Annotated in this window: 16 protein-coding genes; 8 read left to right on the forward strand and 8 right to left on the reverse strand. The window is 70.4% G+C overall.

Going from position 1 to position 18,772, the window contains the following annotated elements:
• Positions 1-2 precede the first annotated feature (2 nt).
• Complete coding sequence (gene purL / locus ACZK39_RS12605) at positions 3-2,258, forward strand: phosphoribosylformylglycinamidine synthase subunit PurL (protein WP_459056273.1); 2,256 nt, start codon at positions 3-5, stop codon at positions 2,256-2,258.
• On the opposite strand, the gene ACZK39_RS12610 is transcribed toward purL, so the two are convergent.
• Positions 2,194-2,673 (reverse strand): hypothetical protein, encoded by a 480-nt coding sequence (locus ACZK39_RS12610; RefSeq protein ID WP_459056274.1) that lies wholly within the window; start codon positions 2,671-2,673, stop codon positions 2,194-2,196. The two genes, purL and ACZK39_RS12610, sit on opposite strands and share 65 nt — an antisense overlap.
• 42 nt (positions 2,674-2,715) lie before the next feature.
• Between ACZK39_RS12610 and ACZK39_RS12615 the strand changes: the two genes are divergently transcribed.
• Entirely contained in the window at positions 2,716-4,041 is a 1,326-nt protein-coding gene (locus ACZK39_RS12615) for a dipeptidase (RefSeq protein ID WP_463613507.1), read from the forward strand.
• Entirely contained in the window at positions 4,038-5,036 is a 999-nt protein-coding gene (locus ACZK39_RS12620) for a glycoside hydrolase family 76 protein (protein ID WP_463613508.1), read from the forward strand. Before ACZK39_RS12615 ends, ACZK39_RS12620 begins: the two co-directional genes overlap by 4 nt.
• Here the strand turns inward: ACZK39_RS12620 and ACZK39_RS12625 are convergent.
• Positions 5,033-5,467 carry an NUDIX domain-containing protein gene (locus ACZK39_RS12625; RefSeq protein ID WP_463613509.1) on the reverse strand — a complete coding sequence of 145 codons (435 nt, stop codon included), beginning with the start codon at positions 5,465-5,467 and terminating at the stop codon, positions 5,033-5,035. The two genes, ACZK39_RS12620 and ACZK39_RS12625, sit on opposite strands and share 4 nt — an antisense overlap.
• 56 nt (positions 5,468-5,523) lie before the next feature.
• Here ACZK39_RS12625 and ACZK39_RS12630 point away from each other — a divergent pair, with 56 nt between their 5' ends.
• A complete protein-coding gene (locus tag ACZK39_RS12630) occupies positions 5,524-6,999 on the forward strand; it encodes an aspartate ammonia-lyase (protein ID WP_463613510.1) in 1,476 nt (491 codons plus the stop codon).
• A 5-nt stretch (positions 7,000-7,004) separates the two neighbouring features.
• On the opposite strand, the gene ACZK39_RS12635 is transcribed toward ACZK39_RS12630, so the two are convergent.
• Genes ACZK39_RS12635 through ACZK39_RS12650 form a run of 4 tightly spaced genes read right to left on the reverse strand, consistent with a single transcriptional unit; the run spans position 7,005 to position 10,259 of the window.
• Positions 7,005-7,877 (reverse strand): enoyl-CoA hydratase-related protein, encoded by an 873-nt coding sequence (locus tag ACZK39_RS12635; RefSeq protein WP_463613511.1) that lies wholly within the window; start codon positions 7,875-7,877, stop codon positions 7,005-7,007.
• Entirely contained in the window at positions 7,874-8,788 is a 915-nt protein-coding gene (locus ACZK39_RS12640) for an NAD(P)H-dependent flavin oxidoreductase (RefSeq protein WP_463613512.1), read from the reverse strand. The genes ACZK39_RS12635 and ACZK39_RS12640 overlap by 4 nt, the downstream gene beginning before the upstream one ends.
• Positions 8,789-8,813: 25 nt before the next feature.
• Positions 8,814-9,962, reverse strand: a complete 1,149-nt coding sequence (locus tag ACZK39_RS12645) for a cytochrome P450 (protein WP_459056281.1) — start codon at positions 9,960-9,962, stop codon at positions 8,814-8,816.
• 42 nt (positions 9,963-10,004) lie between these two features.
• Positions 10,005-10,259, reverse strand: coding sequence for an HPr family phosphocarrier protein (locus ACZK39_RS12650; RefSeq protein ID WP_463613513.1), 255 nt, complete (start codon positions 10,257-10,259; stop codon positions 10,005-10,007).
• 134 nt (positions 10,260-10,393) lie between these two features.
• On the opposite strand from ACZK39_RS12650, the gene ACZK39_RS12655 reads away from it, so the two are divergent.
• Positions 10,394-12,064, forward strand: a complete 1,671-nt coding sequence (locus ACZK39_RS12655; RefSeq protein WP_463613514.1) for a phosphoenolpyruvate--protein phosphotransferase — start codon at positions 10,394-10,396, stop codon at positions 12,062-12,064.
• Here the strand turns inward: ACZK39_RS12655 and ACZK39_RS12660 are convergent.
• A complete protein-coding gene (locus tag ACZK39_RS12660) occupies positions 12,051-13,670 on the reverse strand; it encodes a glycoside hydrolase family 13 protein (RefSeq protein ID WP_463613515.1) in 1,620 nt (539 codons plus the stop codon). The two genes, ACZK39_RS12655 and ACZK39_RS12660, sit on opposite strands and share 14 nt — an antisense overlap.
• Positions 13,660-14,658: a LacI family DNA-binding transcriptional regulator gene (locus ACZK39_RS12665; protein WP_463613516.1), complete on the reverse strand. Its 999-nt coding sequence runs from the start codon at positions 14,656-14,658 to the stop codon at positions 13,660-13,662. Before ACZK39_RS12665 ends, ACZK39_RS12660 begins: the two co-directional genes overlap by 11 nt.
• Before the next feature lie 294 nt (positions 14,659-14,952).
• On the opposite strand from ACZK39_RS12665, the gene ACZK39_RS12670 reads away from it, so the two are divergent.
• The 3 genes from ACZK39_RS12670 to ACZK39_RS12680 all read left to right on the forward strand — a co-directional run bounded on the left by ACZK39_RS12670 (position 14,953) and on the right by ACZK39_RS12680 (position 18,757).
• Positions 14,953-16,200 carry a sugar ABC transporter substrate-binding protein gene (locus ACZK39_RS12670; RefSeq protein WP_463613517.1) on the forward strand — a complete coding sequence of 416 codons (1,248 nt, stop codon included), beginning with the start codon at positions 14,953-14,955 and terminating at the stop codon, positions 16,198-16,200.
• A gap of 182 nt (positions 16,201-16,382) precedes the next feature.
• Complete coding sequence (locus tag ACZK39_RS12675) at positions 16,383-17,870, forward strand: ABC transporter permease subunit (RefSeq protein ID WP_463613574.1); 1,488 nt, start codon at positions 16,383-16,385, stop codon at positions 17,868-17,870.
• Complete coding sequence (locus ACZK39_RS12680; RefSeq protein ID WP_182782250.1) at positions 17,870-18,757, forward strand: sugar ABC transporter permease; 888 nt, start codon at positions 17,870-17,872, stop codon at positions 18,755-18,757. The genes ACZK39_RS12675 and ACZK39_RS12680 overlap by 1 nt, the downstream gene beginning before the upstream one ends.
• Positions 18,758-18,772: the final 15 nt, after the last annotated feature.

The raw sequence follows: 18,772 nt of genomic DNA on the forward strand, positions 1-18,772 counted from the left end.
CCGTGGCAGACACCGTTGAGCACGCAGCCCAGACCCCCGACGTCGAGCAGCCCTACGCCGCGCTCGGCGTGAAGGACGACGAATACGCGCAGATCCGCGAGATCCTGGGCCGTCGGCCCACCTCCGCCGAGCTGGCCATGTACTCGGTGATGTGGTCCGAGCACTGCTCGTACAAGTCCTCCAAGGTGCACCTGCGCAGGTTCGGCGAGCTCAGCCAGGAGACCCCCAGGGGCCCGCTGCTCGCGGGCATCGGCGACAACGCAGGCGTCGTGGACATCGGCCAGGGCTACGCGGTCACGTTCAAGGCCGAGTCCCACAACCACCCGTCGTTCGTCGAGCCCTACCAGGGCGCGGCCACGGGGGTGGGCGGCATCGTCCGCGACATCCTCGCCATGGGCGCCCGCCCCATCGGCGTCATGGACTCGCTGCGGTTCGGCCCGCTCGACGAGGCCGACACCCGCCGGGTCCTTCCCGGTGTGGTCGCCGGCGTCGGCGGATACGGCAACTGCCTCGGGCTGCCCAACATCGGCGGCGAGGTGCAGTTCCACGAGAGCTACCTCGGCAACCCGCTCGTCAACGCGCTGTGCGTCGGCGTGCTCCGTCACGAGGACCTCCACTTCGCCAAGGCCACCGGCGTCGGCAACCAGGTGATTCTGTTCGGCGCGGCCACCGGCGGCGACGGCATCGGCGGCGCCTCCATCCTCGCCTCGGAGACCTTCGACGAGGACGGCCCCGCCAAGCGGCCCAGCGTCCAGGTGGGCGACCCATTCATGGAGAAGCTCCTCATCGAGTGCACCCTCGAGCTCTTCCAGGCCGACATCATCAACGGCATCCAGGACTTCGGCGCGGCCGGCATCTCCTGCGCCACCTCGGAGCTGGCCTCGGCCGGCGACGGCGGCATGTTCGTCAACCTGGACCTCGTCCCCCTCCGCGACCCGAACCTCGCGCCGGAGGAGATCCTCATGAGCGAGTCCCAGGAGCGGATGATGGCGGTGGTCGAGCCCGCCAACGTCGAGCGGTTCATGGAGATCTGCGCCAAGTGGGACGTTCAGGCCACCATCGTCGGAGAGGTCATCGAGGGCGACCGCCTGATCATCCAGTGGCACGGCGAGACCATTGTCGACGTGGACCCCAAGACGGTCGCGCACGAGGGCCCCGTCTACAACCGGCCCTACCACCGCCCCGAGTGGCTCGATGAGGTCAACGCCAACCGCGCCGAGGACCTGCCCCGCGACAACTCGCCCGAGGCGCTGAAGGCCGCGCTGATCACGGTGCTGGGTCACGGGAACATCGCGGACAAGACCTGGGTCACCGAGCAGTACGACCGATACGTGCGCGGCAACTCCGTCCTCGCGCAGCCGGAGGACTCCGGCATGCTGCGGATCGACGAGGAGACCGGGCTGGGCATTGCGCTGGCGCTGGACGCCAACTCGCGCTTCTCCTACCTCAACCCGTACCTGGGCGCGCAGCTGTCCCTGGCCGAGTCCTACCGCAACGTGGCCGTCACCGGCGCCGAGCCTGTGGCCATCACCGACTGCCTCAACTTCGGCTCACCCGAGGACCCCGAGGTGATGTGGCAGTTCGCCGAGGCCGTGCTGGGCCTGGTCGACGGCTGCCGCGAGCTCGGCGTGCCCGTGACCGGCGGCAACGTGTCGTTGTACAACCAGACCGCCACCGCGCCGATCCTGCCGACGCCCACCGTCGGCGTGCTTGGCGTGATCGACGACGTGGCCACCAGGATCCGCTCCGGCTTCACCCATCCGGGGGATTCGATCCTCCTGCTGGGCGAGACTCGGGAGGAGCTGTCGGGCTCCATCTGGGCATCGGCAATGCACGACGGCCACCTGGGCGGACTGCCGCCGGCCGTGGTGCTCGCGGCTGAGAAGGCGCTGGCCGAGGTGATGGGTGAGTCGGCCCGGCGCGGGCTGTTGTCCTCGGCGCACGACGTGAGCGAGGGCGGCCTCGGCGTCGCGCTGGCCGAATCGGCCTTCCGCAACGGGCTCGGCTTCGCGGTGACGCTGCCCGAGGGTGACCCCACCGTCGCGCTGTTCTCCGAATCCGCCGCCCGGGCGGTGGTGTCGCTGCCGGGCTCGAGTGTCGCGGAGTTCGAGGCCCTGTGCGCGGAGCGCGGAGTGGTGGTGTCGCGGCTGGGTGAGGTCACCGGCGAGCCGGAGATGGAGTTCGTGGGGCAGTTCACCGTGGATCTGGGCGAGGCGGAATCCGTATGGATGGCGCCGATCCCAGCCGCGATGGCGTAGCCGCAAGGAGCTGAGCCAGGCCGTCGGCGAACCTCCAGGCCCGCTCGAGGTCTGCGGGTGTCGCCGTGCCGCGGCCGTCGGTGCCGTACTCGGTGGCGATCCGCACGGTCCGCAGCCACTCGAAGCCGTCGGCGTCGAACTTGGGCAGCAGGATGGCCGCAGCCTGGCCTGTGGCCGTGTGGCTTCCCGCGCTTCTGGCCCGGAAGCCGTGGTCCAGCAGCAGGGCGGTGAGTTCCTTGCGGATGGCGTCGTAGGCGAGCGAGAACGCGCCCGCCGGATCCGTCTCGCTGATCGTCCGGGAACTGGCCAGGTGCCGGACGGCCTGTTCCCGCAGGATGGCCACCTGGGCCGGCTCCGGCGGGACGGACTCGATGCGGCCTTCCCTGATCAGGTCTGCGAGGTAGCGGCGCACCATGGATCAACATTAGCCGCGCAACCCCCTCGGTAGGGTGGAGCCATGAGCCTCAACGATCGCGTCACCGACGTCCTCCCTGCCGTCCTCACCGACCTCAAGCGACTCATCATGATTCCCTCGATCTCGTCGATGCCCGAGCACGACGACAACGTCCTCTCCGCAGCCGACGGCGTGGCCGACCTCCTGCGCGAGGCCGGCTGCCCAGACGTCCGGATGCTCCATGTCCCGGCCGGCAAGCCCGCCGTCTTCGGCCACTACCCGGCCCCCGCCGGCGCCCCGACGGTGCTGCTCTACGCCCACTACGACGTGCAGCCCGCCGGCGACGAGACGGCCTGGACCTCGGCGCCCTTCGCGCCCGTCGAACGCGACGGCCGGCTCTACGCCCGCGGATCCGCCGACGACAAGGGCGGCATCGCGGTCCACCTTGCCGCGCTCCGGGCGTTCGAGGGTAAGCCGCCGGTGGGGGTGAAGGTCTTCATTGAGGGCGAGGAGGAGATCGGGTCGCCCTCGATGGGCGAGATCCTCGACACCTACGGCGAGGACCTCGGCGCGGACATCTTCGTCATCGCGGACTCGGTCAACTGGAAGGTCGGCGAGCCCTCCTTCACCACCACCCTGCGCGGAATGGTGGACGCCGAGGTCACCGTCTCCACGCTGACCACCGGCCTGCACTCGGGCCAGTTCGGCGGCGTGGTTCCTGACGCGCTCACCGCGCTCTGCCGTCTGCTGGCCACCCTGCACGACGATCGCGGCAACGTGGCCATCGCCGGCCTGACCAGCAACCCGGACCCCGCCGTCGACTACGACGAGGACCGCCTCCGTGACGAGACCGGCATCCTCGACGGCGTGCGGTGGATCGGCGACGGCCCCGCCTCCGCCCGGATGTGGACCAGGCCCGCCGCCTCCGTGCTGGCCATCGATGCCACGCCCGTCAAGGACGCCTCCAACACGCTCATCCCCACCGCCCGTGCCAAGGTCAGCGTCCGGCTCGCCCCCGGCCAGGACGCCGACGCCGCCGAGGCCGCCCTCCGCCACCACCTCCTGACCAATGCGCCGTGGGGCGCCCAGGTGACGGTCGCCGCAGGCCAGAACGGTGCCGGCAGCGTCATCTCCCTCGACGACGACCGCGCCCGCGCCGCCGTCGACGCGTTCACCGAGGCGTTCGGGGTGGCCCCCGTGGAGATCGGGGTCGGGGGCTCGATCCCGATCGTCGCGGAGTTCGCCAGCCGCAACCCCGGCGCGCTCGTCCTGGTCACTGCGGTCACGGACCCGATGTCGCGGATGCACGGCATCGACGAGTCGCTGGACCTCGGCGACCTTGCCAGGGCCGCGCTCGCCGAGACCCTGTTCCTCCAGCGCCTGGCGTGACCGTGGAACGGGCTGACGAGGCGGCGCGCTCGGTCCTCACTCTCTTCGGCCGGCGCCTGCTAGGACTGCCGGGCACCCACCTGGCGGTCACCGCGCGTCCAGGCCCCCGGCCCGGACCCTGGCACTACTGGTGGCAGGCGCACCTCCTCGACTGCATGGTCGACGCGCACGCCCGCGGCTCCGTCACGGTGCCCGGCCGCATGATCGGGCGCCACCTCCGCGGGATTCGGCTACGGAACTGGGGCCGCCTCCCCAACCGGTTCTACGACGACATGGCCTGGCTCGCGCTCGCGGCGCACAGGGCCGGCCGGCGCACGCCGTCGCTGGATCGGGCGCTGCGCGAAGCGCTCACCGACGACCTCGGCGGCGGCGCGTTCTGGAGCCTGGACCGCGACTTCAAGAACACCGCCGCCACAGGCCCCATCTCCCTGCACCTGGCCCGCACGGGCCACCGCGACGAGGCTTCCCGCCTCCACGACTGGCTCCGGGCCAACCTCGCCGATCCCCGGACCGGGCTCCTCCAGGACGGCCTGCGCCTGACGCCCGCCGGCCCGACGATGGTGCCGCACGTGTTCACCTACAATCAGGGCCCCGTGCTCGCCACGATGCTGGAACTGGGCAGGCTCGACGAGGCGGCCAGTCACGTCGAGGCCGTGGCCACGCACCTGACCCACCCGGGGACGCGGATCCTGAGAACCCACGGCGACGGCGATGGAGGCCTGTTCACCGGCATCCTCACGCGCTACCTGGCGCTCGCGGCAGGCGACACCCGCCTCCCCGCGGAGAGCAGGAGGAAGGCATCCGGCCTTGTCAACGGCTTCGCAGACGCGCTGTGGCAGGGCCGCGACACTCGTGGATGGCGGGGGACAGCGGTGACGCTCTTCCCCGCCGACACCGCGCCTGATGGCACGGGCCCGGTCGCCCACACCGTCGAGCTGGCCACCCAGCTCCAGGCGTGGATGGCGTTCGAGGCAGCGGCCTCTGTCGGCTTCTAGCCCACCGACTCCACCCAGAAGCGACCCTCCGCCAGGTGCGCGGCGAGCGCGGCGGGAAGCCACGGAAGGATGTCGGGCGGCAGATCATCGACGGCGAACCAGCCCAGCTCGGAGGTCAGTTCACCCGGAGCCAGCTCGCCCAGCCAGACGTCTGATTCGAAGAAAAAGTTGAACCCCCGCGCCCGACCGCTGGGGTACGGGAGATCGAACCGCTGCACGCCGACGTGACGCAGCGCCAGCGGATCAATCAGCGCCCCCACCTCCTCGGAGGCCTCGCGCGCCGCCGCGACGGCGATCGGCTCGCCGTCGTTCACGTGCCCGCCCGGAAGGTTCCACAGCCCGTCGCCGCGGTCCGTCCCGTCGCGCCGTGCCAGGAGCACGCGGCCGGCGGGATCGCGGAGTGCAACCCAGGCGATCAACTCGAAACCCATGCCCCTATCTAACCGCGCCGGTAGCGTGAACCTCAGCCGACAGAACGGACATCGAGGTGCGGATCGAGCGGGATTCACTGGGAGAGATGGAGATCCCCGACGACGCCTACTGGGGAATCAACACGGCGCGGGCCGTGCACAACTTCAGGATCAGCCGCCGCGAGATCAGCGTCTACCCGGACCTCCTCGTCGCCTACGCCCAGGTGAAACAGGCGGCGGCCCGCGCCAATCGCGAGATCGGCGTGCTCGAGGACGAGCTCGCGGACCTCATCGACCGCGCCGCCCAGGACATCATCGACGGCCGGCTGCACGACCAGTTCATCGTCGGCGTGATCCAGGGCGGTGCCGGGACCTCCACCAACATGAACGTCAACGAGGTGATCGCCAACCGGGCGCTCGAGCTGGCCGGCCGCCCCTTCGGCGACTACGGATTCCTCTCGCCCAACGACCACGTCAACAAGTCCCAGTCCACCAACGACACCTACCCCACCGCCGTGAAGCTCAGCCTCGTCGTGTCGCTCACCAAGCTCGCCGACGAGCTGCGCCTGCTCAGGCATTCCTTCTCGGCCAAGGGCCGCGAGTTCCGGGAGGTGCTGAAGGTGGGCCGCACCCAGCTCCAGGACGCGGTGCCCATGACGCTGGGCCAGGAGTTCCGAGGCTTCTCCACCACGCTGGGCGAGGACATCGACCGGATGGAGGACGTGCGGCCGCTGCTGATGGAGCTCAACCTGGGCGCCACGGCCATCGGCACGGGCATCACCGCCCCGCCCGGCTACGGGCCGGCCGTGATCCGGCATCTGCGCGAGATCACCGGCTTCCCCGAGCTCGTCCTGGCCGACGACCTCATCGAGGCCACCAGCGACACCGGCGTCTTCATGTCCACCTCGTCGGTGATGAAGCGCTCGGCGATGAAGCTCTCCAAGATCTGCAACGACCTCCGGCTGCTCAGCTCCGGCCCTCAGGCCGGGCTCGGCGAGATCGTCCTGCCCCCGGTCCAGGCCGGCAGCTCGATCATGCCCGGCAAGGTCAACCCCGTCATCCCGGAGGCGGTCAACCAGGTGGCGTTCGTCATCGCCGGCTCGGACGTCACGATCGCCATGGCCTCCGAGGCGGGCCAGCTGCAGCTCAACGCGTTTGAGCCGGTGATGGCGCACGTGCTGCTGCAGAACTCGACGTGGCTGCGGCGCGCGGCGCGGACGCTGCGGATCAACTGCATCGACGGCATCACCGCCAACGCCGAGCGCACCAGGGCGCAGGTGGCCCAGTCGGTGGGTGTGGTCACGGCGCTGATGCCGGTGTTGGGGTACGCGCGCGCCACGCGGCTGGCGAAGGAGGCCCTCGGGAGCGGCAGCTCCGTCCGCGACCTCGTGCTGCGGGAGGGCCTGATCAGCGCAGAGGTGCTCGACGAGCTGCTGGCCCCCGCGGCGCTGTCCGGGCTGCAGGACACCGGCCCGCTGCCCCCGATGACCGCGGAGCTGATCTCGCGCATCGAGCGTGAGCTCGACGAGGCGGACCGCCACGACGAGGCCTGAGCCGCCTAGCCGGCAGGTGGGAAGACGTGGCCGAAGCCCTCAGGGGCGGGCTGGGTGAAGTGCGGCTCCCGCTTGCCGAGGAACGCCAGCCCGCCCTCGCGGCCGTCGCCGTGGGCCGAGTGCCTGAGAGCCAGGGACTCCGCCAGGTGCGCGTCGAGCACGCTCGCGCCCGCGAGGTGCCGGAACACCAGCTGCCGGGTGAGCGCCACGGCGTGCGCGGAGCGCCCCCTCGTCATCCGATCCGCGACGGCGTGGGCGGCCCCCAGCAGATCCCCAGGCTCGTGAACGGCATCCACCAGCCCGATCTCCAGCGCTCGGGAGGCTGGAATGATGTCGCCGCTGTAGAGCAGGTCGAGTGCCTTGGACTGCCCCACGATGCGGGGCAGGAACCACGTCGAGCACGCCTCCGGGGTGATGCCCAGCCTGGCGAACACGAACCCCATCCGCGCCTCCGTCGAGGCCAGCCGCGCGTCCATCGGCAGCGTCATCGTCGATCCGATGCCCACCCCTGCGCCGTTGATGGCGGCGATCACGGGCTTGCGGCACTCGAGGATGGCCAGCGTGAGCTTCCCGCCGGGCTCGCGGGCACCGTCGGAGACGTCCGGCTCGGTCCAGCGGTCGCGCAGCTCGGCGGGGCTGAGGTCCATCCGGGGGTCGAAGCCGAACACGTTGTCGCCGTCGCTGAGCTCCATGCCCGCGCAGAAGGCGCGGCCCGAGCCGGTGACGATGATGGCGCGGACGGTGTCGTCGCGGTCTGCCTCGTGCAGGGCGGCCACGAACTCGCGGCCCATCTCCAGGGTGAAGGCGTTGAGCTTGTCGGGCCGGTTCAGGGTGAGAGTGGCGACCCCGTCGTCGCGTGTCAGCAGGACGGTGCTCATGGATGGTCTCCTTGCAGGCGCCTGCATGCGGCGCGGTAGTCGGTCTCGAGACGGTCGACAAGCTCGGCGACGGTGGGGACGTCCGTGATCCCGGCAACGCCGTGCCCCGCGGACCACACGTCGCGCCACGCCTTCACGTCCTCGTGTTCGGCGGGCGGCCCGGCAGGGTCGATCCCGGCGGCGGACAGGCTGTCGGCGAGGAAGTTGGCCGGGATCCCGCTGACGGCGGGGGTGTAGACCACGTCGGAGGCCTGCGCCCGCACCACCATGTCGCGGTAGGGGCCGCCGGCCAGCGATTCCGAGGTGGCGAGGAAGCGGGTGCCCAGGTAGGCCAGGTCCGCGCCGAGCGCACGCGCGGCCACCACATCCGCCCCGCTGCTCAGGCCGCCGGCCAGCAGGAGGGTGCCGTCGAACCAGGGCCGCACGGACGCGACGAAGGCGAAGGGGTTGAGCGTCCCCGCGTGGCCGCCGGCGCCGCCGGCCACCAGGACCAGCCCGTCCACGCCGGCGGCGGCCGCCTTGCGGGCGTGCCGCAGCGTGGTCACGTCGTGGAAGACCAGCCCGCCGTACGCGTGGACGGCCTCCACCACCTCGGGCACCGCCCCCAGCGAGGTGATCACCACCGGCACGCGGTGCTCGACGACCACCGCGAGGTCCGCCTCGAGGCGGGTGTTGGTGGGGTGGACGATGAGGTTCACGCCGAACGGGGCGTCGGCCGGGGTCAGCGCGTCGCGGATCCCGTCGAGCCACCCGGCCAATGCCTCGGTGGTCCGGCGGTTGAGGGCCGGGAACGTGCCGAGCACCCCTGCCCGGCAGCACTCGATGACGAGCTCGGGCCCGGAGACCAGGAACATGGGCGCCGCGACGACGGGAATCCGCAGCCGGTCGGCCAACTGCGCGGGCAACGTCATCGGGCCTCCCATCGGCGGCCGGACATCAGCCGAGCAGAACCGGCACGTGGGCCCAGCCGCCCAGCGGAGCCACCTCGCGCTCGGCGGACCCGCCCGGAGCCCACTCGATCCATGTGGTGGCCGCCAACGCCTCCTGAACCCCGATCCGCAGCTCCAGGGTGGCCAGCGGCCGGCCCGGGCACACGTGCGGGCCGGTTCCGTAGACCAGATTTCTGCGCGCGTTCCCCTCGGGGTCGAAGGCGTCCGGGTCGGCGAAGACGGCCGCGTCCCGGTTTGCCGAGGTCCAGTGCAGTTTCACGACGGCGCCCTCGGGGATGGTGGCCCCGGCGATGTCGACGGGGCAGGTGGTCCTGCGCCGGTTCGAGATGAACGGGTCGTCGATGCGCAGGATCTCGTCGACGGTCGCGTCGATCTCCGCGTCGCTGACCCCCGAGCGCAGGCGGCGCTGCAGCTCCGGATGGTCCGCCAGGAAGGCGAACAGCACCCCCACGCACAGGGCGATGGAGCCGAGGTCCCCACCGGTCCAGTTCCGCAGCACGGAGACCAGCTCCTCGTCGGTGAACGGCCGGCCCGCCACCTCGTCGCGGAGGAGCGCGGTGGTGAGGTCGTCGGGGGCGTCGTCGCCCAGGGCCCGGCGGGGGGCGAGAACCGAGCGGATGATGGCGTCGAACTCCGCCGCCACCTCCGCCGTCCTGGCCCGATCCCCCGAGCGGGTGGCGGCATGGTTGGCGGCCATCCAGCCCAGCAGCTGGGCCTCCAACGAGGCCGGCCACCCCAGCCACGCGCTCTGCGCGCGGACGGCGAACGGGAAGCCGATGTCGCGCACCGCGTCCACCGGAACGCCCCGGGGAAGCGCGGCGAACAGGCTGCGCGCCACCTCGCGGAAGGCCGGCTCGTGCGGGGCCAGGGCGTCGGGCTCGAAGTAGCGGTCCAGGGTCTGGCGGGCCGCGCGGTGGGCGTCGCCGTCGAGCCCGTTGGGCACGTGGACATGGGCCGAGACCGCGCTGGAGAACGTCGCGGGATCCTCGGCGGCCCGGACGACGTCGGCGTGCCGGAGCAGCACCCACTCACCGCGGACGTTGCGCACCACCGGATGGCCCGGACGCAACTGGTCCGTGTACTGCCGCAGGTCGCGGCCCGCGGGGTCCACATCGTCGGGGACGTGATCGGACATCACCAGCTCCTTTGTGCGTGTCAGCGCAGCCCATCGGGCAGGTCAGGCGTCGAGATCCTGCTCCACCATGCCGGCGATCCGCTCGACCGCCTCCTCGTTCTCGGACTCCACCGTGACCACCGCACCCTTCTCGGCGCCGAGCGTCATGATCAGCAGCGACGAGGCGGCATCCACCGCCGCCCCGTTGAGGGAGATGGTGATGTCGTCGTCGTATTCGCCGGCTGCTGCGGCGATGAGGGCGGCGGGACGGGCGTGCAGCCCCACGACGGACCCGACGGTCACGGACTTGCTGGCCATCAGAGGCTCCTTATCTGCCGCCGCACCGTTGCGGGCGGACACTGGGCAAGCATAGCGACAGCTCGAGGCCTTCCCAGCCCCGGGTCCCGGTGACTAAGTTGGGGTGGACAAGGGGCGCGAGCGATCGGAGCGGCATGAGCGACGTGGTGACCGGGACCGGTGTGGTGGAGGGTGTCGTGCTGGCCCCTGTGGTGTGGCTGAGGTCAGGCATCGTCATCCCACCGGCAGACGCGGACCTCGCCGAGCCTGACCGTCCCGCGGAGGTCGAGCGGTTCAAGGCCGCGGTGGAGGCAGTGGCCGGGGGCTACGAGTCACGCGCCGCGCGGGCCGCCGGCCCGGCGTCGGACGTGCTCGGAGCGACGGCGGCCCTCGCTCGGGACCGCGGCTGGACCCGGCCGGCGGGGAGGTACATCTCGGCCGGCACGCCGGCCCCGCAGGCCGCTGCCAAGGCATTGGAGGAGTTCATCGTCGCGCTCACCTCCCTGGGCGGGCTGATGGCCGAGCGGGTCACCGATCTGCGCGACATCCGTGACCGGGTCGCCGCCCACCTGCTCGGCCTCCCCGAGCCTGGGCTGCCCCGCCCGGAGCGGCCGTCGATCCTGCTGGCCGACGACCTGGCCCCGGCGGACACCGCAGACCTCGACCCCGAGCTCATCGTCGGGCTGGCGGTGCGCCTGGGGGGACCCACCAGCCACACCGCGATCATCGCGCGTCAGCGGTCGTTGCCCTGCGTGGTGGCCGCCGCCGGGCTGACGGGCATCGCCGAGGGGGAGACGGTGCTCCTCGACGGCGCGGCGGGCACCCTCTCGCGCGGGGTCGACCCGGCCGAGGCGATGGCGCTGGTGGCGGCGGATGCGGAGCGCCGACGCCTCGTCTCAGGCTGGTCCGGTCCGGGCCGCACGGCCGACGGGGTGCCGGTCCAGCTGCTGGCCAACGTGGCCGACGGCGACGCCGCCCGGGCCGCGGCCGCCGGGGCGGCGGAGGGGGTGGGCCTGTACCGGACCGAGCTCGGCTTTCTGAGCGCGCGCGCGGAGCCGGGCCTGGACGAGCAGGTCGCCACCTACTCCGCGGTGCTCGACGCCTTCGAGGGACGCAAGGTGGTGGTGCGGACCCTGGACGCGGGCACCGACAAGCCGGTCCCGTTCGCCACCATGCCAGACGAACCCAATCCCGCGCTCGGCGTCCGGGGTAACCGGCTCGCCCTGACCCAGCCGGGTCTGGTCACCCGACAACTCGACGCCATCGCCCGGGCCGCGGAGGGGCGGTCGACGCCGCCGTGGGTGATGGCGCCCATGATCGCCACGGTCGACGAGGCGGTCCGGTTCGCGCACGAGTGCCGGGAGCGCGGGCTCACCCCCGGGATCATGGTCGAGGTCCCGGCGGTGGCGCTGCTCGCGGACGCGTTCCTGGCCACGGTGGACTTCGTCTCCATCGGCACCAACGACCTCACGCAGTACGTGATGGCGGCGGACCGCCTGGCGCCCGAGCTGGCGCACCTCACCGACCCGTGGCAGCCGGCCGTCCTCCGCCTGATCCAGCTCACCTCTGACGCGGGGCGACGGGCGGGAAAGCCCGTCGGTGTGTGCGGGGAGGCGGCCGCGGACCCGCTGCTGGCCTGCGTGCTCGTGGGCCTGGGCGTCACGTCGCTGTCGATGGCGGGCTCGGCGGTGCCGGCGGTGGGGATGGCGGTGGGCCGGGTGACGTCGGAGCAGTGCGCCGCCGCGGCCGCGGCAGCCGTGTCGGCCTCCACCGCGGCGGAGGCGAGGGCGTCCGCGGCCGCCGCGCTCGACGTCAGCGGCGGCTGAGCCACACCGTCGTGTCCGTGGGTAGCACGTGGCCGCGCAGGCTCACGCTGGAGAGCAGCACCTCGTAGCCCTCTGGCAGCTCCACCGGGGCGCCGAGCACGTTCGTCATCACCCGGACCGGGCCGTTGTCGAAGGCCACCACCGAGTCCCCGGCAGGAACCCACTCGAGCTCGCCGCGGCCCAATCCGTGCTCCCGGCGCGCCGCGAGGGCGGACCGGTAGAGCGACAGGGTGCTGCCTGGAGCGTCCTCCTGCGCATCCACGGACAACCCCTGGTACGAGTCGGGCTGCGGCAGCCACGTCGTGCCGGTGGGCGAGAATCCGAGCCCGGGTTCTCCAGCTGCCCACGGCATCGGGACGCGGCACCCGTCGCGCCCTGCCTTGGTGAAGTCGGAGCGGAACCAGGCGGGGTCCTGGCGCAGGTCGTCGGGGAGGGTGGTGTGATCCGGGAGTCCGAGCTCCTCGCCCTGGTAGAGGTAGGCCGAGCCGGGAAGCGCCAGCATCATGAGGGTCGCGGCGCGCGCCCTGCGCAGGCCTAGGACGTTGTCGGGCTGCTCATCGTCGACGCCCAGGCCCTCGTGGCTCGAGCCCGGCTCCTTGAGGCCCAGTCGGCTGACATGACGGAGCACGTCGTGGTTGCTCAGCACCCAGGTGGTGGGCGCGCCCACCGCCTCGTCGGCGGCCATCGTCGAGGTGATCACCTGGCGGTACGACGCGGCGTCCCACGGGCTGTCCAGGAACTGGAAGTTGAAGGCGGTGTGCATCTCATCCGGGCGCAGGTACAGCGCCAACCGCTTCGGGTCAGCGACCCAGGCCTCGGCCACCAGCGAGCGGTCGCCGTCGTAGGAGTCCAGGACCGTGCGCCAGCGGCGGTACACCTCATGCACCCCGTCCTGGTCCCACATCGGGCCGGACTGTCCGTCGAGCATCGACTGCTCGGCGTCGAAGTCCGGCAGCCCCTCGGCCTTGATCAGGCCGTGGGCCACGTCCACCCGGAACCCGTCGACGCCCCGGTCCAGCCAGAAGCGCAGCACGCCGTCGAACGCTTCGCGCACCCGTTCGGTGGACCAGTCCAGGTCCGGCTGCTTCACGTCGAAGAGGTGCAGGTACCACTGCTCCGGCGTGCCGTCCGGCCGGGTGAGGCGCGTCCAGCCGGCCCCGCCGAAGACGGACTTCCAGTTGTTGGGCGCCAGTTCGCCGTGCTCGCCGCGCCCGTCGTGGAAGTGGTACATTTCGCGCTCGGGCGAGCCCGGCCCGGCCTCGACGGCGGCCTTGAACCAGCGGTGCTCGTCGGAGGTGTGGTTGGGCACCAGATCGACGACGACGCGCAGCCCCGCCGCGTGGGCGGTCTCGATCAGGCGGTCGGCGTCCGCAAGGTCACCGAAGAGCGGGTCGATCTCCTCGTAGTCGGCCACGTCGTAGCCGGCGTCCGCCATGGGGGACTTGTAGAACGGGGACATCCAGATCGCGTCCACCCCGAGGCGGGCCAGGTACGGGATCTTCTTGATGATCCCGGGGAGGTCGCCGTAGCCGTCGCCGGTGGAGTCGGCGAACGAGCGCGGGTAGATCTGGTAAATGACGGCGTCGCGCCACCATTCAGCTGCCATGGTGAGGTCCTGTCGATTGACGGATGATGAGATCGGGGTGGAAGAGCATCTCGGTGGAGTCGGTGGGCAAGCCCCGGATCGCGGTGAGCAGGGAGCCGACGGCGGCCTGCGTCATGGCCGCGACGGGCTGGCGGACCGTGGTCAGGGCCGGGCTGGTGAACGCCATCAGCGGCGAGTCGTCGTAGCCGACGATGGAGACGTCCCCGGGGACGTCGAGGCCGCGGGTGCGCGCCTCGCGGATGGCGCCCAGCGCCATCACGTCCGATCCGCACACGATGGCGGTGTGTCCCGCGTCGAACAGCCTGGCTGCCGCGGACTGGCCGCCCTCGACGGAGAAGATGGTCGACACCATGGAGCCGCGGGGGAGTCCCAGCGCCAGGAACGCCTGTTGTTTGCGCTGGCTGGGGAGGTAGCGCTGTTGCCCCACCGCCAGCCCGATCCGCTGATGACCGTAGGACCGCAGGTGCGCCACCGATATCGACACGGCCTCGGTGTCAGAGCAGGAGAAGAAGGCGCCGTCCACACCCGGCGTGTAGCCGTTGATGAACACGGCCGGCACCCCGGCGTCAATGAGGCGCTGGTAGTGCTCGGAGGACGCCTCCGTGTCCGCGGGCGTCCCGGAGACAGAGATGATCCCGGCGATCTCCACGCCGAGCAGCGCGTCGAGATACTGCTCCTCGCTCGTGCCCCCAGGGCCTGCGGTGCAGAGGATCATGTGGCGGCCGGCCGCGGTGAGCACCAGGGCGAGTTCGTTGGCGAAGAGGGCGAACGACGGGTTGGCCAGCTCGGGCATCATGACCGCGATGAGTCCCGCGCCGGCGTGCGGCTCGGGCTCGACGGCGAAGCCCATCCGTTCGACGGTGGCCAGCACCGACGTGCGGGTGGACTCGGCCACGCCTGGTTTCCCATTGAGGACGCGGGAGACGGTTGCGGTGGAAACGCCCGCCGCCGCGGCGAGGTCCGCTAGCTTGGCGCGTGCGGGGATCATGGCCCTCCTCTCCCTTGAGCTGCGTGGGACATGGCAACTGTGTTCGCAGGCAAGTGTGCAGGCAATCGCCCGCCTTTGCAACGACGTTGCAGAATCGTTGCAGAACCACGTCGCTCCCTGACGGTGCTTGCCAGGGCTCAGAAGGCGTGTCCCGTCACTCGGCAAACGCTTCCCGCCGACGATTGTTATCGAAGTGTTATTGCAACGGGCTTGCAAGCGTTGCAGAATCGGTTACTCTTCATTCCAGAGCGGGTCGGCATCGAAGCGGCCCGGGACAACGAAGGAGTTACACACATGCGCAAGAGCTTCCTCGCCGCCGCGGCGGTAGGACTTACTCTGACGCTGGCCGCCTGCAGCGGCACGTCAACCACCACCCCCTCAGCCACCGACACCGCCGCCAGCAGCGCGCCCGCCGAATCCTCGGCCCCCGCAGCGGCCGGCACCCTCACGGTCTGGGTCGACGAGACCCGCATCGACTCGTTCAAGGCGATCGGCGAGTCCTTCCTGGCCTCCAGCGGCGTGACCCTGGACGTCGTGCAGAAGGCGTCCGCGGACGTCAAGACAGATTTCATCGCCCAGGCCCCCACCGGCGAGGGCCCGGACCTCATCGTCGGCGCGCACGACTGGACCGGCGACCTGGTCAAGAACGGCGTCATCGCCCCCGTCGAGCTCGGTGACCAGGTCTCCGGCTTCAACCCGGTGGCAACCCGCGGCTTCACCCAGGCCGGCCAGCTCTACGGCGTCCCGTACGCCATCGAGAACATCGCGCTGGTCCGCAACAACGCCATGCTGCAGGACACCCCGGCCACGTTCGACGAGCTGATCGCCCAGGGCAAGGCCGCCGAGGGTGCGGAGTTCCCGGCCGTGATCCAGCAGGGCCCCAACGGCGACGCCTACCACCTGTACCCGATCCAGACCTCCTTCGGCGCCCCCGTCTTCAAGACCGACGCCAACGGCGACTACACCGCCGAGCTCGGCATGGGTGGCCCAGAGGGAGTCGCCTTCGCCGAGTACCTGAAGACTCTCGCGGCCGAGAAGGTCGTCTCCTCCTCTCTCGAGGGTGAGACCGCCAAGCAGGCGTTCCTCGACGGCAAGACGCCCTACATCATCACCGGCCCCTGGTACGTCGCCGACTTTGTCAAGGCGGACATGGACGTGACCGTGCTGCCCGTCCCGTCTGCCGGCGGCCAGCCGGCGGCACCGTTCGTCGGCGTCCAGGGCGTGTTCCTTTCGTCGAAGTCCGAGAACACCCTCCTCGCCTCCCAGTTCCTGGAGTTCATGGCCAGCAAGGAGGCCCAGGATCAGATGTACGAACTCGGCGAGCGCATGCCCGCCCTGACCGAGTCGGCTGACGCCGTCACCGACGAGATCCTGGCCGGTTTCGGCGAGGCCGGTAAGGACGGTCAGCCCATGCCCTCGATCCCCGAGATGGGTGCGGTCTGGGAGTTCTGGGGCGGCGCGCAGGTGAGCATCATCACCGGCAACGCCGAGCCCGCCGCCGCGTGGGACGCGATGATCAAGAACATCGAAGCCAAGTTCTGACGCCTCTCTGACCACACGGTCACATCCGGGGGTTGGGTAGCCAAGGCGACCCAACCCCCGGCCCATACTCGCAACGAAGCGAAGGTTGAACTCCCTTGAGCAACTCACCGACATCGCAGGCGCCGAGACTCTCCCACGCGCGGGACTTCTCGCGCCCGGGCTTCATCGCGAAGCTCGTCCTGATGATGCTGGTCAACGCGTTTGGCCTCTACGGCATCCTGGCCAGCTACGGTCAGCAGGAGTGGGGCATCCTCGTCTTCCTCGTCCTCACCCTCATCATCGTCGACTACGTCTACTTCTCGAAGCGTGCAATCCCGGCCAAGTACCTCGTGCCGGGGCTCGTTTTCCTTGCGGTGTTCCAGATCTACGTGATGATCAACACGGCCTACGTGGCTTTCACCAACTACGGCGACGGGCACAACGACGCCAAGGGCCCCGCCATCACCCAGATCCTGAAGACCTCGGACCGCCGGGTGGAGGGAACCGACGAATACCAGGTGACGATCTTCGACCGCAACGGCCAGCTCGGCTTCGCGATCGCCGAGGGCGACGTCGCACGGATCGGCGACGCGGAGACCCCGCTCACCGATGCCCCGGACGCCACCCTCGACGGGGGCCGGGTCACCGAGGTGCCAGACGCCACCGTGCTGCAGCTCGCTGAGATCCAGCAGCGACAGAACGAGGTGCTGGACCTGCGCGTGAGCGTGTCCGACAACCCGGACGACGGCTGGCTCAGGACGGACAACGGCGCGAGGGCCTACATCGCCAAGTCGCTGCTGACCTACGACGAGGCCGCCGACACGTTCACCGACGCCGACGGCAAGGTCTACACGGCAGACCCCAGCCGTGGCCTGTTCGTCGCCGACGACGGAAGCAGCCTCTCACCGGGCTGGCGCGTGGTGGTGGGCTTCGACAACTTCGCCGCCATGTTCACCGACTCCCGGCTCGCGGGCCCGTTCCTGTCCTCACTGGTGTGGACGTTCGCCTTCGCCATCCTGTCTGTGCTCACCACGTTCGCCTTCGGGCTCCTGCTGGCGGTGGTGTTCAACGACCCGCGCATCAAGGGGCGCACCCTCTACCGGGCCCTGTTCATCCTCCCGTACGCCTTCCCTGGCTTCCTGGCCGCGCTGGTGTGGCGCGGTCTACTCAACCAGGAGTTCGGCTTCATCAACCAGGTCCTGCTGGGCGGGGCGAGCGTCCCGTGGTTCACCGACGGCAACCTCGCCAAGCTGGCCATCCTCGGGGTCAACCTGTGGCTGGGCTTCCCCTACATGTTCCTCGTCACCACCGGCGCCCTGCAGTCCATCCCCCAGGAGCTCACGGAGGCGGGCATCATGGACGGCGCCAGCCCGCTCAGGCGGTTCTGGAGCATCACGCTTCCCCTGCTGCTGGTGTCGGTAGCGCCGCTGCTCATCGCGAGCTTCGCGTTCAACTTCAACAACTTCTCGCTCATCTACATGCTCACCGGCGGCGGACCGAACTATCCGGGTGCCCCTGTGCCTGTCGGCGAGACGGACATCCTGATTTCGATGGTCTACGCCATCGCCTTCGAGGGTGGCAACCGGCAGTACGGCCTGGCCAGCGCCATGTCGATAGTCATCTTCCTGGTGGTCGGCTTCATCTCCTGGCTGGGATTCAGGCAGACCCGCAAGCTTGAGGAGATCATGTGATGGCCAAGAAGCTAGCCAACGGCGACAACGACACCCGTCTACGCGGCGGTCGGTGGTGGAAGGAGGTCGGCTGGAGGCACGTCTTCGGGATCATCGTGATCATCTACTGCGTGTTCCCGCTGCTCTACGTCCTGTCCGCCTCGCTCAACACCAACGGATCCATCACGGGCTCCCTGCGGCTCTTCACGAGCTTCACCACCGAGCACTATGCCGAGCTGATGACCACGGACTATCCGAAGTGGGCGCTGCATTCGCTCTATGTCAGCGGACTGACGGCCATCGGTACGGTTCTCATGGGCGCGGCTGCGGCCTACGCGTTCAGCCGATTCCGGTTCAAGGGGCGCCGCGCCAGCCTGACCGCGCTGCTGATCATCCAGATGTTCCCGCAGATGCTGGCCTTCGTGGCCATCTTCCTGCTGGCGCTCACGCTGGGGGAGATCTTCCCGTTCCTCGGCCTCGGCTCGCACCTGCAACTGATCGCCATCTACCTCGGCGGCGCGCTGGGGGCGAACACCTTCCTCATGTACGGGTTCTTCAACACCATCCCGATCGAACTCGACGAGGCGGCCAAGATCGACGGCGCCACGCATGCCCAGATCTTCTGGGGCATGATCATGCGCCTGGTCACGCCGATCCTCGCGGTGGTGGGTCTGCTCAGCTTCGTGGGCTCCTACGGCGAGTTCATCCTGGCCCGCATCGTGCTGGCCAGGCCCGAGAACTACACGCTCGCCGTGGGCCTGTACGTCTGGGGCTCGGACGAGCGCAACGCGCCGTGGTCGCTGTTCGCGGCCGGTGGCGTGCTGGCGGCCATCCCGATCATCGCCTTGTTCATGTACCTGCAGAAGTACATCGTCTCCGGCCTCACGGCGGGTGGCGTCAAGGGCTGATCGACGCCACAACCG

This window comes from Tessaracoccus luoxuelianae, assembly GCF_055326245.1.